Here is a 16,364-nt window from a genome sequence, read left to right as displayed (position 1 = left end):
GGCGATGTCTGCCGCACAGGGATCGTGAATGCTGCGTTTTCTTTCCCGACATAGCGACACGCCCGAACTGCGCAGCGCCAATCACCTTCTCAGACTGCCGCGCTACGGCGATTTCAAGCAATGGCATGTGCTGCGTTCGGAAAGCCGACAGTTTCTTCAGCCCTGGGAGCCGACCTGGCGCCCGGACGAACTGACGGAGGGCGCCTTCCGCATGCGCGTGGTGCGCAATGGCCAGGAGTTTTCCTCCGGCACCGCCGTCTCCTTCCTGCTGTTTGAAAAAGAGACGCTGCTGGTGGGCGGTATCACCATCGGATACATCCGCCGGGGTGCGGCGCAAAGCTGCATGATCGGATACTGGATCGGCGAGCGCCACGCCGCGCAAGGCCATATGTCTGCCGCATTAAAATTGGTAATACCATACATCTTTAACGGACTTCAGTTGCACCGTATCGAGGCAGCCTGTATTCCGGAAAACTTCAAAAGCATCCGGCTTCTCGAAAACGCCGGGTTCCAGCGGGAAGGTCTCTTGCGGGAATATCTGAAAATCAATGGCCAATGGCGGGATCATATGATGTTTTCCCTTCTTGCCGACAAGCAAAGCTCCGGCGGAACGAAGTACGATACATGACCTACAATCACTCTGCGCCGTGCCTTGCGAAACGTCTGGCGGCAATCGCGCTGGCTGCGCCGTTTTTCCTGCTGTTCCTGCTTTTTGCTTCCCATTCCTTTGCTTTTGAGCCGGTAAAGATTTCCCGTGACGACACGGCGCTCGACCTGACGGCCACCACCGATATCTACGCCAATCAGGGCGAAGCCTTTCAGGTCTCGACCGCGCCGGGCCCCGACGGCATCCGCCGCCGTATCGAGGTGCGCGCCAGTTCCACCGATCATCAGGGCGACTGGGCGGTCTTTGCGCTCGCCAATGTCTCCGAAGAGCAGCTGGAGCGCGTGATCGTCGCGCCGCATTTCCGCCTCGTCAATTCCAAGCTGTTCTGGCCCGATCTCGGCTCGCAGCGCATCATGGCGATTACGCCGAGTGAAGGCTTCGCGCTTGACCGGCAGCCGAGCCCGGATGCCGACGTCTTCCGCATCACGCTCAACCCCGGCTCCGTCATCACCTTCGTCGCCGAGCTTTCCACGCCGCAGCTGCCGCAGCTTTATCTGTGGGAGCCGGAGGCCTACAAGGACACGATCAACGCGTTTACGCTCTATCGCGGCATCGTGCTCGGCATTGCCGGCCTGCTGGCCGTGCTTCTGACCATTCTCTTCGTGGTCAAGGGAACCTCCGTCCTGCCGGCCTCGGCCGCACTCGCCTGGGCGGTGCTTGCCTATATCTGCGTCGATTTCGGCTTCCTTGAAAAGCTCATAACCGTCACCTCAAGCGATCAGCGAATATGGAGGGCGGGCGCGGAAGTGGCGCTCGCCTCCAGCTTCGTGGTCTTCCTGTTCACCTATCTCAATCTCAATCGCTGGCATGCGCATCTGGGTTATGCGACCTTTGCCTGGGTGGTAGGTCTGGCGCTGCTGTTCGGCGTGGCGATCTATGATCCGTCGGTCGCATCAGGCATCGCGCGCGTGTCCTTCGCGCTCACCGCAACGGCCGGCATCGCGCTCATCATCTATCTCGGTTTCAACCGTTACGACCGGGCGATCCTGCTCGTTCCCTCCTGGGCGCTCATCCTCGTCTGGCTGTTCGGCAGCTGGCTGACGGTGACGGGGCAGCTGGACAACGACATCGTGCAGCCCGCACTCGGCGGCGGGCTGGTGCTGATCGTGCTTCTGATCGGCTTTACCGTCATCCAGCACGCCTTCGCCGGCAGCGCCTATCAGCAGGGCCTGTTCTCCGACCTCGAGCGTCAATCGCTGGCGCTGACGGGCAGCGGTGACACGGTCTGGGATTGGGATGTAACGCGCGACCGCATCGTCACCACGCCCGATATTTCCAACCGGCTGGGGCTGGAACCCGGCGCCATGCATGGCGCTGCGCGCAACTGGCTGCCGCGCCTGCATCCTGACGATCGCGACCGGTTCAAGGCGACGCTCGACGTGCTGCTCGACCATCGCAAGGGCCGCCTCAACCACGAATTCCGCATTCGCGCCGAAGACGGGCATTTCCACTGGCTGCAAATTCGCGCCCGTCCGGTTCTCGGCTCCAACGGCGAAATCATCCGCTGCGTCGGCACCATCACCGATATTACCGAGCAGAAGAATTCGGTGGAACGGTTGCTGCAGGATGCGATGAACGACAATCTGACCGGGCTTCCGAACCGGCAGGTTTTCCTCGACCGCCTGCAATCGATCCTCAACCTGTCGCCCGACAGCGAGGGCGTGCGCCCGACCGTGATGGCGATCGATATCGACCGTTACAAGCTGGTCAACGATACGCTCGGCATTGCCGCGGGTGATAATATCCTCATCGCACTGACACGGCGTCTGCGCCGCCTCTTGAAACCGCAGGATACCCTGGCGCGTCTCGGTGGTGATGAATTCGGCCTGATCCTCACCTCCGAGCGCGATCCGCAACGTGTGGCAGATTTCGCCGATGCGGTGAACAAGGCGATCATGGTGCCGATCAATTTCGCCAATCGCGAAATCATCCTCACCGCCTCGATCGGCCTCGTTTCGTGGATCGACCAGCAGGAAAGTGCGGCCGGACTGCTCAGCGATGCGGAACTCGCCATGTATCGCGCCAAGCGGGCTGGCGGCAACCGCGTCGAGCCGTTCCGCCCCGCCTTCCGCACCTCGGGCACCGACCGCCTGCAGATGGAAAGCGATCTTCGCCGCGCCATCGAGCGCAAGGAGCTGTCGCTGGCCTACCAGCCGATCGTCAAGCTTGACGATGGCGAGCTGGCCGGTTTTGAGGCGCTGATGCGATGGGAGCACCCCAAGCGCGGCAATATCCCTCCGAGCGAATTCATTCCGATTGCGGAGGCCTCCGGCCTGATCGAGCCTCTCGGCATGTTCGCCCTGGAACGGGCTGCGACCGATCTGATGGACTGGCAGCACGCCATCGAGAAGATGCCGATCTTCATCTCCGTCAATATTTCCAGCGCGCAATTGCTGAACAACGAATTGTACAACGACGTGCGCGGCATGCTGACCCGCACGCGCTGCAATCCGCAGCAGCTGAAGCTGGAGCTGACGGAATCGGTCGTCATGGAAAACCCGGAACAGGCGCGGCTGGTGCTTTCCAAGCTCAAGGAAACCGGCCTCAGCCTCGCCATGGATGATTTCGGCACCGGCTATTCGTCCCTCGCCTATCTCACCCGCTTCCCCTTCGACACGATCAAGCTCGACAAGGCGCTGGTGGCCAATACCAGCGACAAGCGCAACGTTCTGCTGCGCTCCGTCATCGCCATGGCGCGCGCACTCGACATGCAGGTGGTGGCGGAAGGCATCGAAACGCCTGAAGATGCGGCCGAACTGGCCCGCATGAACTGCCATTTCGGCCAGAGCTTCCTGTTCGGCACACCGGTCTCCGGCGATGCGGCGCTGAAGCTTCTGCGGGAGCGGTTCCAGCCGACGAAGCGGGCTTCGTAAGGGATATTGGAGCGTAGGGAATGGAGACATCGCCCTACCACTTCCGTCATTCCGGCCTTGAGCCGGAATCCAGCCGGCACGCGTCTGTGTGGCGGAAAGACCCTTTCAGCCCAAGGACTTGGGCTGACTGGATACCGGATCAAGTCGGCATGACGGGAGGAGGAAACGGCGCGTTTTCTGACTGTTACTCCTCACTTGTCGAGCATTCACTGAACCATCGCACCCTGCTGCACCGGCGTTGGCGCATCCGCGGCCACCCTCCCATGTAGGAGGTCGTGAATGAACTCCATCTTCGCCACCACCGGCGGCGTCAGCACGAAGGGATAAAGGTCCGCCTCCCCCATGCTGCGCTGGATGGAATTGATGGCGACGCTGAGCGGTATCCAGGCTTTCACCAGCTGCGCGGCGCTGCGGGCCTTGTAGGGATCGAACGTCACCTCCGCCGCCATTTCCTCATGCCCGTCAGGATCGATCGCCACGCCGAAGGCACGGGCCGTCTCCAGTGTATCGACGATATGCAGATAATGGGCGAAGCATTCGGCGAAATCCTCCCAGGGGTGGACCGAGGCATAGGAGCTGATGAAATTTTCCTGCCAGTCGGGGCGCGGCCCGCCATCGTAATTGCGTTGCAGGGCGGTGCCATAATCCCCGCGCTCGTCACCGAAGACGGCGCGGCAGGCCTCCAGCCGGTTCTCGTCCCGCACCAGCTTGTTCCAGATGAAGTGCCCGACCTCGTGGCGGAAATGGCCAAGCATGGTGCGGTATGGCTCATTCATATTGGCGCGCACCTGTTCGCGAGTCGCATCGTCGGCCTCGGCCGCGCGGATGGCGATCAGGCCCTCATCGTGACCTGTCATCGCGGGGATGATGGAACCGTCAGGGGCCACCTCATCCACCAGAAAGTCGAAGACAAGACCGCCGGCGGGGTCAGCGTCACGATTGGGATGCGGCAGGCCAAGCCGCAGGATCGAATAAAACAGATGCCGCTGCGCCTGGCTGATGCGGTGCCATTGTTCAATCCCCTGCTCTGTCGCCATATCAGGCACCAGGCGATTGTGGCTGCAGGCCGGGCAAAAGGCATTGGCGCTTTCCGCCGGCACAGACCAGTTGCAGATATCATTCACCTCATTGGCGCAAAACCGCACCTGCTTTTCCGGCTCGGCCACGATCTGCCAGTTCGGTTCACCCGCAGGCGCCAGCGCTTCCATGGAAAGCCGTTCCGGCACGAAAGCCAGGCGATGGCCGCAGGAGACGCAGAAGCGATTGTCGAAATGGACAGGCTGGCCGCAGGATGCGCAGGAAAAAAGCTTCATGGATGAAACCCTTGCGATGGGACGGGTGAAAGAAAAGCAGAGATAAAATGTGAAGGCGCAGGCGTAACAGCCGGGTCGTCATGGCCCTCACATGACAAGAGCGCATGTGCGATAACACATGCGCTCCATGCGCCGTATCGTGGAAGAGGCGCAATGTTTCATGCAGGATTACATGCGGTCTACAGCGCCCTTGACGGCATCCTTCGCCTTGCCGACGGAGGTCTGAACCTTGCCCTTGGTTTCCTGGGCCGCACCCTTGGCGCGCAATTCATTATTGCCCGTCGCTTCGCCGACGTTCTTCTTCACCTTGCCAGCAACTTCGTTGGCTTTACCGGCGATCTTGTCAGATGTGCTACCCATATTACTGCTCCCTAGTTGAGCCGTACTGTCTGTCCGGCTTTCCGGGTAGGTAACGTCAGGGGTCAGGATTTGGTTCCAGCCGAAAGGGGCAGGAATTGTGTTGAGATCAGGCGTGCCCGGCATCCGTGGAGAGCATGCGCGCATCGACGCCCATCAGGGCCAGCGCCCGCTCGTATTTATTGTCCAGCCCACGGTCGAAGATCAGCTCTTCTGCAGCGGGGCAATTCAGCCAGCCATTATTGGCGATCTCGTTTTCCAGCTGGCCCGGACCCCAGCCGGCATAACCGAGCATCATGGTCGCCCTTTGCGGGCCGCGGCCGTTGGAAATGGCGCGGACGATATCGAGCGTTGCAGTGAGCGAAATGTCATCGCTGACCGGAATGCTGGATTCGCTTAAATAGTCATCCGAATGCAGCACGAAACCGCGGCCGGATTCCACCGGGCCGCCGCACTGGATCGGAAATTCGCGGGTCCGGTTGGGCAGCATGATGGCGTCGTTGCTGTCCACCAGCTTCAGATGCAGCAGAATATCCGTAAACGTGATCTGCTGCGGCCGGTTGATGATGAAGCCCATGGCCCCGGCATCCGAATGGGCGCAGATATAGATCACCGCACGGGCAAAATTGCCGTCGTCCAGCCCCGGCATCGCGATGAGGAACTGGCCATCGAGAAAGCCACGTTCGCGTTTGTCCATCAGGGTTGAAAAGCTCACCGGCGCCTCCAGCAGACCGAATTCCGTCGCTCAACGGAAAACGGCGTTCGCACTTCGACAGAGGACAGGATGCGGCATCGCGCCCGATCAATCAACCGAAAATGATGAACCGCACGAATTCGTAACTGGTCCGTCGGGCGATGTTGGGTTAGACGGGAAGCATGAGCGTCAGGATATTCTTTCGATTTTCACATCTTCGTCTCGCGGCCGCATTTGCCGCCCTCCTCGGCGGCATGCAAGCCGCCCAGGCCGAAATTACCGACTGGGCCAGAAGCGAGGGCGGCCTGATGCGCGTGGCAAGCCTTGCCATGGATGCGGACGGCGTGGTGCGCGGCGTGTTGCAGATCGAGCCGAAGGACGGCTGGATCACCTATTGGCGCGAACCGGGCGAAGCAGGCATACCGCCGCAGATAACGCCCGATCCGGCAAGCGGCGTGGCGCTTACCACCATGGCCTATCCGGTTCCGAAGCTGATCGAAAACGGCGACATCACCGATATCGGCTATGACCACGCCGTCAGCCTTCCGTTTCAGCTGAAAGCCGCCGACCCGGCAGCAAGCGGGAAGATAGACCTCACCGCCTTTATCGGCGTGTGCCAGAATATCTGCATTCCCTTCGAAGCGAAGTTTTCCATCGACCGCGGCAATGCGGGTGATGATGACAGCGAGGAACGCCGTCTTCTCGAAGAGGCGCGCGAAACGCTGCCCGAGGCGGCCTCCGACGATTTCAAGGTGATCGATTTCCACATCACGCCTGACAAGACCATGCTCGGCGTGCAGCTGCAGCTTCCGGAAAACGCACCCAAGGAGACCGAAATATTCATCGCGGGTCCCTCCGGTTTTGCCTATTACGAGCCGCAGAACCTGGTGCGCGACAAGCGCAAGCTCTCCTTCTACATGAACATCAAGGGCCTGCCGAAAACCTATCAGGTGCAGGGCAACAGCTGGCCCATTCTGGTCAAGTCAGGCGACCGGGCCATGGAGACCATGCTGAATTTCCCGAAGCCGTGAGCGGCGTTTTGCGGCGGAATTTATCTCGAAAACCGCATGACAGCTTTCATTTCCGTGCTCTATAGTCGCGCGAACCGAACGACTACAGGAGCACGGACATGACCATCAAGATCGGCGAAAAACTGCCTTCCGCAACCTTCAAGGAAAAGACGGCCGACGGCCCGGTGGAAACCACCACGGACGCACTTTTCGGCGGCAAGAAGGTGGTTCTCTTTGCCGTTCCCGGCGCTTTCACCCCCACCTGCTCGCTGAACCACCTGCCGGGTTATCTCGAAAACCGTGACGCCATTCTTTCCAAGGGCGTGGACGATATCGCCGTCGTCGCCGTCAATGACTGGCACGTCATGGGCGCATGGGCGCAATCGTCAGGCGGTCAGGGCAAGATTCATTTCCTCGCCGACTGGGATGCGTCCTTCACCAAGGCGCTCGGCCTCGATGCCGATCTGTCCGGCGGCGGCCTTGGCGTGCGCTCCAAGCGTTATTCGATGCTGGTGGAAGACGGCGTGGTGAAGTCGCTCAACGTTGAAGAGAACCCCGGTCAGGCAACGGTCTCTGCCGCTGCGGCGATGATCGAGCAGCTTTGAGGGCGAGCTTGGTCTCTCCTTGTAAATGTAAAGGCTCCAACTTTCCGTCATGCCGGACTTGATCCGGCATCCGGCCACGGCGCGTCTGCGCCGTGAGAGGAGTCTTTCGCGATCAAGGACTTGATCGCACTGGACCCCGGATCAAGTCCGGGGTGACGGCACACTTAGTGATACGATCTCACGACAGGCATTCGCATTGAAGAATAAAGGGCGGCTCCGCCGCCCTCTCAAACATTCATATCGAACACCAGAAGCCCGGCGAGACCGCCATCGGTGAGCGACACGAGACGCTCCCCCACTTCCATGTGCTGCGGATGGGCGAGATAGTCGTCGCGGGCTTCGGGGCTTTCCAGCGTCACGATGAAACCGTCGACAAAACCGCCATTCAGCCCCTCAGGCGAGACATTCTGGCCGTATTTCACATCAATGATGCCGGGGATGACATCCTTCAGGGCAGCGATCGCCTCGAATATTGCCTGTTTTTCAGAAGACGCCGTTGCGGCCTTGAAGCGTAAAAATACACAATGCAGGATCATCCGGATTTCTCTCCTCCGTTGGGCGCCACTGGAGCACCCCCTTGACGACAAGATAGGTCGGGTTTCGGTTTTCACAACCCCGGATAATGGGGCCCGAGATCAAGTCGGCTCTATTTTCGCCGACCCAAGATAGAGCAGGCTTCCATTACCGCCGTTTGAAGGGCTCCATGCCCTTTCGCGCCAGTTCGTCGGCGCGCTCGTTTTCAGGATGACCGGCATGGCCCTTGACCCAGTGCAGGGTGACCTTGTGGCGTTCCTGCGCCGCTTCCAGCGCCTGCCACAGCTCGACATTCTTGACTGGCTTGTTATCGGCCGTCTTCCAGCCCTTCTTTTTCCAGCCGAAAATCCACTTGGTGATGCCGTCCTTGACATAGGCGCTGTCGGTATAAAGATCGACCTCGCAGGGGCTCTTCAGCGCATTGAGCGCCGAAATCGCCCCCATCAATTCCATGCGGTTATTGGTGGTCTCGGCCTCGCCGCCGGAGAGTTCCTTCTCCACCTCGCCATAGCGCAGCACTGCGCCCCAGCCGCCCGGACCGGGATTGCCGGAGCAGGCGCCATCGGTGAAAATATCGACATGTTTCATTCGCCAGCCAGCCCGTATTCGGCGACATTGGCGATGGAACGGTGGAACCGCAGTTTGCGCAGATATTCCAGCGGGTCCTTCTTCACCACCAGCGCGCCCTCGGGCGTCGTCAGCCAGTCGTAAAGGCGCGTCAGGAAGAAACGCAGCGCCGAACCGCGCGCCAGAAGCGGCAGCGCTTCCAGCTCCGCTTCGCTCAGCGGACGCACCGACTGGTAGCCTTCCAGCAGCGCCTTGCCCTTGGTGACGTTGTAAGCGCCGTCCTTTTCGAAGCACCAGGCATTGAGGCAGATCGACACGTCATAAGCGAGCAGGTCATTGCAGGCGAAATAAAAGTCGATCAGGCCGGAAAGTTCGTCGCCGAGGAAAAACACATTGTCCTGAAACAGATCGGCATGGATGACGCCGGCCGGCAGATCTTTCGGCCAATGGGCGGCGAGATAATCGATCTCAGGGCGAATCTCGTCTTTCAGGCCCTTCTCCACCTCATCAGCGCGCGCTTCGGACTTGTCCCAAAGCACCTTCCAGCCTTCGACGGAGAGCGCATTCGGCCGCTTGATCTCGAAGCCTTCACCGGCCAGATGCATGGCGGCGAGCGCCTTGCCGACTTCCCGGCAATGTTTCGCCTCCGGCTTTCTCAGCCACATGCCTTCGAGGAAGGAAATCAGCGCCGCCGGCCGGCCAGACAGTTCTCCCAGCAATTCGCCATCCTTGCGCGGCAGCGGCAAGGGGCAGGACAGGCCCTTGGCTGCCAGATGCTGCATGAGGCCGAGGAAGAAGGGCAGATCGTTTTTCTCCACGCGCTTTTCATAAAGCGTCAGGATCAGCGGGTCCTTGGTGGTATGCAGCAGGAAATTGGAGTTTTCGACGCCCTCGGCAATGCCCTTGTAAGAGGTGAGGCTGCCGACGTCGTACTGCGTGAGGAAATTCCTCAGATCATCTTCGGTGATATCAGTATAAACTGCCAATTTCAAATCTCTTGATGAAGGACGGAGTGGAAATCTCGATGGATGACGCCTGTGAGACGGAAACCGCTCACAGGCAGCATCATCCAGCTTTAAATGCCGGCGGCGGTTTTCGGCGGCAGCGCATTGCTGGCATTGCCGTTGACGAAGGCCATATCATCCGTCGTCAGCTCGATGCTGCGCAGCTCGCGATTGACGAGGAAATGTTCCGTTTCCTCAACCGTTACGGCAAGATCGAGCGTGGTGTCGAAACGCGCCTTGAAGGCCTCGATGATCTCGTCGACGATAACCTCAGGTGCGGAAGCACCGGCCGAGAGGCCGACGGTGCTGATATCGCCGATTTCATCCCAGTCGATTTCCGAGGCCCGCTGCACCAGCACGGAGCGCTTGGCGCCGGCGCGCAGCGCCACTTCCACCAGCCGCTTGGAATTGGAGGAATTGGGCGCACCGACAACGATGAACAGGTCACAGCCGGGGGCTGCCTGCTTCACCGCATCCTGACGATTGGTGGTTGCGTAACAGATGCTGTCGGCTGCGGGCGCCTGAATGGCCGGGAAACGTTCCTGCAGCCTGGCGATAACGCCGGCGGTGTCATCAACCGACAATGTCGTCTGAGTGACGAAGCCGAGATTTTCACGGTCCAGCGGTTCGTAACGGCCGGCATCCTCCACCGTCTCGATCAGCGAGACGGTACCTTCGGGAAGCTGGCCCATGGTGCCGATGACCTCGGGATGGCCGGCATGGCCGATCAGCACCACATGGCGGCCAAGCCGCTGGTGGCGCATGGCCTGCTTGTGGACCTTGGAGACCAGCGGGCAAGTGGCATCGAGATAAAACAGGTTACGAGCCTGCGCATCCTCAGGTACTGATTTCGGCACGCCATGGGCGGAAAAAACCACCGGCTGCTCACGATGCTCGGTGGGGATTTCGTGCAGCTCCTCGACGAAGACCGCACCCTTGGCTTCCAGCCCCTCCACCACATAGCGGTTATGAACGATTTCGTGGCGGACATAGACAGGCGCGCCATAGGCTTTCAGCGCCAGCACAACGATCTGGATCGCCCGGTCCACGCCCGCGCAAAAGCCGCGCGGTCCGCACAGCCTTATCGTCAAAGGGGGTTTGGAAACGGCGATGTTCATTCCAGCTCCTTGGCCAGCTCCTTGGCCAGCACCGTGGTCTTGCCCGATAAACTGCCCTACCGGACGCGGCGCGCTTTATTCACCCTGCGCCTTGCCGTTCCGGAAATAGGCAAAACCGGCGACGATGACAAGGGCCGCCGCCAAGCCATACCACGTTATCGCATATTGCAGGTGATTGTTGGGCAAATCTATCAGCGTCACGCCGCCTTCAGGCCAGCCACCCGGATTGGGCGTGGCATCGGCATCCACGAAGAGATTGACCAACCGCTCGGACGGAATTTCGGCGCTGGAAGCCATGACCGCCAGATCTTTCCAGTAGAAGATATTCTTGGCGATATCATTGTCAGGCAGCAGCGATGATGGCTTTGCCACGAGCGGCGCGCGCGCCAGCCCTGTTATTTTCACCTCGCCGGTTACCTGCCCGTCGGGCCGTTTGGCGGGCTCTTTCATCTCGAAAGGCACGAAGCCGCGATTGACGAAGAGAATGCGGCCGTCCGCAAGCGTCAGCGGCGTATAGATGTAATAACCGGTCCGGCCCTGATGGGTGGCGAAGAAATGTCGCTCATGGGCATGATCGAAGGTGCCGGAAAGGCTGACCCTGCGATATTCGATATCGCCGCCGCTTTTTGCGATCGCCTCGATATCGGCAAGCGTCACCGGATTTGCACTACGCCGCTCCTCGATATCGGCCATCAACGCCTCTTTCCAGTAGAGTCGCTTCACCTGCCAGGTGCCAAGCCCGAGAAGGATGGCAAGCGCCAGCAGCACCAGCGGCGCGGCGAACCAGACGCGCCTTTCCGCGGCCTTCATGTGGGAAACGTCATTCACGATCAAGCCTGCCTTCGCTTGCATTGTTCTTGTATTGCAGCGCAATCATGATCCCCTTCAGCTTGCGCAGCAGCACCAGGGAGACAATTACCGTAAACGGCAACCACAGCATGACATGCACCCAGACGGGCGGCGCAAAACGCTGATCGACCCAGAGCGCCAGCCCGACGACCAGAAAACCGACGATCAGCATGACAAAGACGGCCGGGCCATCGCCCGCATCGGCAAAACCGTAATCCAGCCCGCAGGCGCTGCAGGCGGGCTTTATGGTCAGAAAACCATCAAACAGCCTGCCGTTGCCGCAACGCGGGCAGCAGCCTTTGAGCCCGACCTTGATGGGATCTACCGGCGCGAAATTGCCGTTTCCGGGTTCTGACATATGACCTCCCGCTTCCGCCTGCAAACCACCCCTCTGGAGAGGGTTCAGGCACGAGGGCAGCAACCGCTGCCCGTGAAGTGTCGACGGAGGCTCCCTCCTCCGTCATCCCCGGGCGTGACCCGAGGATTTGCACAGCACAAATCTGGATTCTCGGGTCGAACCCGAGAATGGCGCCGGGCGTGCGGGAAGCTCGCCCTGGACATCAGGGCGGCGATTGCCGCCCCTCCATTATCGGTGCGATCAGCCGTGCACCGGCGCGCCCCAGCCACCCCAGATATAGATGGCGAAGAACAGGAACAGCCAGACGACGTCAACGAAATGCCAGTACCAGGCGGCCGCTTCGAAACCGAAATGCTGCTTGGGCGTGAAACCGCCGGCAATGGCGCGGAACAGGCAGACAAGCAGGAAGACCGTGCCGACGAAGACGTGGAAACCGTGGAATCCGGTGGCCATGAAGAAGGTCGCGCCATAGATCGAATTCTTGAAGTCGAACGGCGCGTGCATGTATTCGTAAACCTGCACGGTGGAGAACAGGATGCCGAGCGCGACGGTGAGCACCAGACCGGTGATCAGGCCCTTGCGGTCATTGTGCAGCAGGGAATGGTGGGCCCAGGTGACGCAGGTGCCCGACAGAAGCAGGATGACGGTGTTGTAGAGCGGCAGATGCCAGGGATCGATGACCTCGATGCCCTTTGGCGGCCATTGCCCGCCGGTATATTCGAGGCGGGACGCCTGAATGGCCTCGTGCGGGAAGAGGCTGGCATCGAAATAGGCCCAGAACCACGCGACGAAGAACATCACTTCTGAGGCGATGAACATGATCATGCCGTAACGCAGGTGCAGCGAAACGACACGGGTGTGGCTGCCCTCATTGGCTTCTTTGATCGTATCCGCCCACCACGCATACATGGTGTAGAGCACGATAACGAGACCGATATAGAACAGCCAGGGATTGGCGAGTTCCGCACCGAACAGCTTGAAGGAGCCGCCCGACAGGTAACGCATGTAGCAGACGCCGCCAAATGTCAGGATGAAGGCGCCGATTGAGGCCAGAAGCGGCCAGGGGCTTGGATCGATGATGTGGTAATCGTGGTTCTTCTGATGCGTATCTGCCATTGCGACAATCCCCTGGTATCTCTTCCCTGATCCGGCCTTAAGCAAAAGGCCAGATCTCCTCTCACAATTTGCTTTCGCCAGACTCATTCTTTACCGGCAATGACGCAACCGGTTTTTCGGTTTTGGCCGGATAAAACGTGTAGGACAGCGTTAAAGTATGAATGCTCTTGGTCTCGCGCGCCGTGGCGATGTCAGGATCGACAAAAAATACCACCGGCATTTCCAGCGTTTCACCCGGCTGCAGCGTCGTTTCGGTGAAGCAGAAACATTCCACCTTGTTGAAATAGGCCCCTGCTTCCATCGGCGTGACGTTGAAGACCGCCGTGCCCGTGGTCGCCACGGGTGAACGGTTCGTCGCCTTGAAAGTCACCTGCACCGTTTCGCCGATCTTCGGCGTGACCTTCCTGTCGACCGGCTGGAAATCCCAGTTGAGGCCGTTCGACGTATTCGCGTCGAAGGTGACGTTGATGGTCTTGTCGAGAATGACGTCGGAATATTGCTCGACGCGCTGGGTCGTGCCGTTATAGCCGGTGACGCGGCAGAACAGGGTGTAGAGCGGTACGGCGGCATAGGCCATGCCGATCATGGCGCAGAAAAACACCAGACAGAGCACGAGAATGGAGCGATTGCTCACCTTCTGCCTGCCGGTCGCTGCCGTCTGCGTTTCCATATTTGCCATCTCCTCCTCCTCTCCCCTCAATCAGCCCGTCAGTGCGAGCCGATCTTGATGATGGTGATGACGTAGAACAGCACCACCAGGCCGGCGAGCAAAACGCCGAGCGCAATGTTGCGCCCGCGTCTCGATTTTTTCTGAGCCGCGCTCAGTTCCACCGTTTCCATCACAGGACTCCCGACATGACGGCCTTGAGGGCCGGCGCGAAATGATCGGCCAGAAGGCCGGAGAAGATGGCGAAGAGATAAAGCACCGAATAGGCGAACATCTTCTTGGCCGGCAGCATTTTCTCGTCGCCCTCAGGCATGCGCCGGACATCGAACGAACAGTAGACGAAGATTGCGCTCAGCACGGCTGCGAAAATGCCGTAACCGGCGCTCGCCAGACCCGTGAAATAAGGCGCAACAGCCGCAGCCGCGGTCAGCACCGCATAAACGATCATCTGGTTCTTGGTAGAGCGTTCGCCCGCCACATTCGGCATCATCGGAATGCCGACGGCACCGTAATCACGCATCTTGAAGAGCGCCAGCGCCCAGAAATGCGCCGGTGTCCACAGGAAGATGATGAGGAACAGGATGATGCTATCAAGCGAAACGCCGCCGGTGACGCAGGCCCAGCCGAGCATGGGCGGGAAAGCGCCGGCGGCACCGCCGATGACGATGTTCTGCGGCGTCGAGCGCTTCAGCCACATCGTATAGACGACGGCGTAAAAGAAGATGGTGAAGGCAAGCAGGCCGGCCGAGAACCAGTTGACCGCAAGACCGAGAATGACCACCGAAAAGGCCGACAGCGTCAAACCGAAGGCCAAGGCCTCGCGCGGCGCGATACGGCCCGACGGGATCGGCCGCTTTGCGGTGCGGCTCATCACGGCGTCGATATCGGCATCATACCACATGTTGAGCGCGCCGGACGCGCCGGCGCCGACAGCGATGCAGAGAATGGCGATGATGCCGAGCACCGGGTTGATTTCGCCCGGCGCCAGCACGAGGCCCGCAAAGGCCGTGAAGACGACGAGCGACATGACGCGCGGCTTCAGCAACTCGAAATAATCGCGCGCGCCGGCTTCCGAAAGTTCGGAGCCCTTCACGCCCAGCATGTCGCGATTGTCGATAATGCTCATTTCCTGTCCTGTTTTCCTTCAGGCGCCGCCTGTCGCGACATCCCCTGCACCGGCCCGAAAAACGAATGTGATTTCCGGCATGCGCGATGCGTCAATTCATTGGTCCGAACGTTCCGGCATGGGCGGCATCCGGAAGAACCGATACCATTTGCCCGGCCCTGTGACCGCGCCCATCCCGCCATTCGTCTGCGCTGCTCATTCATAAAGGCCAGACTTGGCATTTATCACGTCCGGGGCATGTATCATGTCGGACGATATGCTTCGCTTGGACAAAATGTCACGCAGTAACGGGCATTCCCGCCTCAAGGAAACGGCGCTGGCCAAGGCCGCACCGTCCCTTGTTTTTGAGCGTCCGGAATTCGCGAGCCCTGCCCGCGCCTTCCGGCCGCGCATCAGCGAATGCGCGGCAGCTGTTCCCACTGGTGGTAAGGCGGCGGCGAAGACAGCTGCCATTCGAGCGTGGTCGCACCCTCACCCCAGGGATTGTTGCCGGCGATCCGCTTCTTGGCGAAGGCTTCCCAGACGCCGAAGAGGAAGATACCCACGGCAACGGCCGAGATATAGGAACCGTAAGAAGACACCAGGTTCCAGCCGGCATAGGCATCGGGATAATCGATGTAGCGGCGCGGCATGCCAGCGAGACCAAGGAAGTGCTGCGGGAAGAAGATCAGGTTCACGCCGACGAACATGACCCAGAAATGCAGCTTGCCGATGAACTCGCTGTACATGTAGCCGGTGATCTTCGGGAACCAGTAATACCAGCCGGCGAAAATCGCGAAGACCGCACCGAGCGACAGCACGTAGTGGAAGTGGGCGACGACGTAATAGGTGTCGTGCAGCGAACGGTCGAGACCGGCATTGGCGAGCTGCACGCCGGTGACGCCACCGACGGTGAACAGGAAGATGAAGCCGATCGCCCAGACCATCGGGGTCGAGAAGGTCAGCGAACCGCCCCACATGGTCGCGATCCACGAGAAGATCTTGATACCCGTCGGCACCGCGATGACCATGGTGGCGAAAACGAAGTAACGCTGCGCTTCGAGCGAAAGGCCGACCGTATACATGTGGTGGGCCCAGACGATGAAGCCGACGGCGCCGATGGCGACCATGGCGTAAGCCATGCCGAGATAACCGAAGACCGGCTTCTTGGAGAAGGTGGACACGATGTGGCTGATGATGCCGAAGCCGGGCAGGATCAGGATGTACACTTCCGGGTGACCGAAGAACCAGAACAGGTGCTGGTAGAGGATCGGATCACCGCCGCCTTCCGGCGAGAAGAATGCCGTGCCGAAGTTGCGATCGGTCAGAAGCATGGTGATGCCACCCGCCAGAACCGGCAGGGAAAGCAGCAGCAGGAATGCGGTGACCAGAACCGACCAGGCAAACAGCGGCATCTTGTGCAGCGTCATGCCCGGAGCGCGCATGTTCAGGATGGTGGTGATGAAGTTGATCGCGCCGAGGATCGAGGATGCGCCGGCAACGTGCAGCGAGAAGATCGCAAGATCC

18 protein-coding genes are annotated in these 16,364 nt (G+C 60.0%); 4 read left to right on the top strand and 14 right to left on the bottom strand.

Annotation, left to right across the window (positions count from 1 at the left end; genetic code table 11):
• The first annotated feature begins 28 nt into the window (after positions 1-28).
• Together DA915_RS03915 and DA915_RS03910 are read left to right on the top strand one after the other, a co-directional pair.
• Positions 29-628 (top strand): GNAT family N-acetyltransferase, encoded by a 600-nt coding sequence (locus tag DA915_RS03915; protein ID WP_003509108.1) that lies wholly within the window; start codon positions 29-31, stop codon positions 626-628.
• On the top strand, positions 625-3,540 hold the full coding sequence (locus DA915_RS03910; protein WP_020010620.1) for an EAL domain-containing protein: 2,916 nt from the start codon (positions 625-627) through the stop codon (positions 3,538-3,540). Before DA915_RS03915 ends, DA915_RS03910 begins: the two co-directional genes overlap by 4 nt.
• 206 nt (positions 3,541-3,746) lie before the next feature.
• Here DA915_RS03910 and DA915_RS03905 read toward each other — a convergent pair whose 3' ends face one another.
• From DA915_RS03905 to DA915_RS03895, 3 genes are all read right to left on the bottom strand, one after another.
• Positions 3,747-4,853, bottom strand: a complete 1,107-nt coding sequence (locus tag DA915_RS03905) for a putative zinc-binding metallopeptidase (protein WP_107675201.1) — start codon at positions 4,851-4,853, stop codon at positions 3,747-3,749.
• Between the two features lie 168 nt (positions 4,854-5,021).
• Positions 5,022-5,213 carry a CsbD family protein gene (locus tag DA915_RS03900; protein WP_080825714.1) on the bottom strand — a complete coding sequence of 64 codons (192 nt, stop codon included), beginning with the start codon at positions 5,211-5,213 and terminating at the stop codon, positions 5,022-5,024.
• Between the two features lie 106 nt (positions 5,214-5,319).
• A complete protein-coding gene (locus tag DA915_RS03895) occupies positions 5,320-5,925 on the bottom strand; it encodes a YqgE/AlgH family protein (RefSeq protein WP_004440387.1) in 606 nt (201 codons plus the stop codon).
• A 161-nt stretch (positions 5,926-6,086) separates the two neighbouring features.
• Here DA915_RS03895 and DA915_RS03890 point away from each other — a divergent pair, with 161 nt between their 5' ends.
• Positions 6,087-6,935 carry a protein-disulfide reductase DsbD domain-containing protein gene (locus DA915_RS03890; RefSeq protein ID WP_003509118.1) on the top strand — a complete coding sequence of 283 codons (849 nt, stop codon included), beginning with the start codon at positions 6,087-6,089 and terminating at the stop codon, positions 6,933-6,935.
• A 98-nt stretch (positions 6,936-7,033) separates the two neighbouring features.
• Positions 7,034-7,519 carry a peroxiredoxin gene (locus DA915_RS03885; RefSeq protein WP_003509120.1) on the top strand — a complete coding sequence of 162 codons (486 nt, stop codon included), beginning with the start codon at positions 7,034-7,036 and terminating at the stop codon, positions 7,517-7,519.
• A gap of 227 nt (positions 7,520-7,746) precedes the next feature.
• Here DA915_RS03885 and DA915_RS03880 read toward each other — a convergent pair whose 3' ends face one another.
• The 11 genes from DA915_RS03880 to DA915_RS03825 all read right to left on the bottom strand — a co-directional run.
• Complete coding sequence (locus DA915_RS03880) at positions 7,747-8,055, bottom strand: Dabb family protein (protein WP_003494265.1); 309 nt, start codon at positions 8,053-8,055, stop codon at positions 7,747-7,749.
• A 145-nt stretch (positions 8,056-8,200) separates the two neighbouring features.
• Positions 8,201-8,641, bottom strand: coding sequence for a ribonuclease HI (gene rnhA, locus DA915_RS03875; RefSeq protein WP_003509122.1), 441 nt, complete (start codon positions 8,639-8,641; stop codon positions 8,201-8,203).
• Positions 8,638-9,606 carry a homoserine kinase gene (locus DA915_RS03870; RefSeq protein ID WP_060726395.1) on the bottom strand — a complete coding sequence of 323 codons (969 nt, stop codon included), beginning with the start codon at positions 9,604-9,606 and terminating at the stop codon, positions 8,638-8,640. The genes rnhA and DA915_RS03870 overlap by 4 nt, the downstream gene beginning before the upstream one ends.
• A gap of 89 nt (positions 9,607-9,695) precedes the next feature.
• Entirely contained in the window at positions 9,696-10,742 is a 1,047-nt protein-coding gene (ispH, locus tag DA915_RS03865; RefSeq protein ID WP_003509126.1) for a 4-hydroxy-3-methylbut-2-enyl diphosphate reductase, read from the bottom strand.
• A 75-nt stretch (positions 10,743-10,817) separates the two neighbouring features.
• Positions 10,818-11,552, bottom strand: coding sequence for an SURF1 family protein (locus tag DA915_RS03860; protein WP_035213439.1), 735 nt, complete (start codon positions 11,550-11,552; stop codon positions 10,818-10,820).
• Positions 11,553-11,562: 10 nt separating this feature from the next.
• Positions 11,563-11,949 (bottom strand): DUF983 domain-containing protein, encoded by a 387-nt coding sequence (locus DA915_RS03855; protein ID WP_003509129.1) that lies wholly within the window; start codon positions 11,947-11,949, stop codon positions 11,563-11,565.
• A gap of 240 nt (positions 11,950-12,189) precedes the next feature.
• The gene (locus DA915_RS03850) at positions 12,190-13,065 is read right to left on the bottom strand and encodes a cytochrome c oxidase subunit 3 (RefSeq protein WP_003509131.1); all 876 of its coding nucleotides are present in this window, start codon (positions 13,063-13,065) and stop codon (positions 12,190-12,192) included.
• A gap of 61 nt (positions 13,066-13,126) precedes the next feature.
• Positions 13,127-13,744 (bottom strand): cytochrome c oxidase assembly protein, encoded by a 618-nt coding sequence (locus tag DA915_RS03845; protein ID WP_003509133.1) that lies wholly within the window; start codon positions 13,742-13,744, stop codon positions 13,127-13,129.
• Between the two features lie 29 nt (positions 13,745-13,773).
• Entirely contained in the window at positions 13,774-13,905 is a 132-nt protein-coding gene (locus tag DA915_RS29375; RefSeq protein ID WP_003509137.1) for a hypothetical protein, read from the bottom strand.
• The gene (cyoE, locus tag DA915_RS03835) at positions 13,905-14,858 is read right to left on the bottom strand and encodes a heme o synthase (protein ID WP_003509139.1); all 954 of its coding nucleotides are present in this window, start codon (positions 14,856-14,858) and stop codon (positions 13,905-13,907) included. The genes DA915_RS29375 and cyoE overlap by 1 nt, the downstream gene beginning before the upstream one ends.
• A 392-nt stretch (positions 14,859-15,250) precedes the next feature.
• Positions 15,251-16,364, bottom strand: a 1,114-nt coding sequence (locus DA915_RS03825) for a cbb3-type cytochrome c oxidase subunit I (RefSeq protein ID WP_107675200.1), incomplete at its 5' end; no start/stop codon positions are given.

Origin of the sequence: Agrobacterium sp. LAD9 (assembly GCF_003031125.1) — a bacterium.
GTDB lineage: Bacteria > Pseudomonadota > Alphaproteobacteria > Rhizobiales > Rhizobiaceae > Agrobacterium > Agrobacterium radiobacter.
Note: the sequence above shows the minus strand (reverse complement) of the source record. Positions and strands in the feature narration are given on the sequence as shown.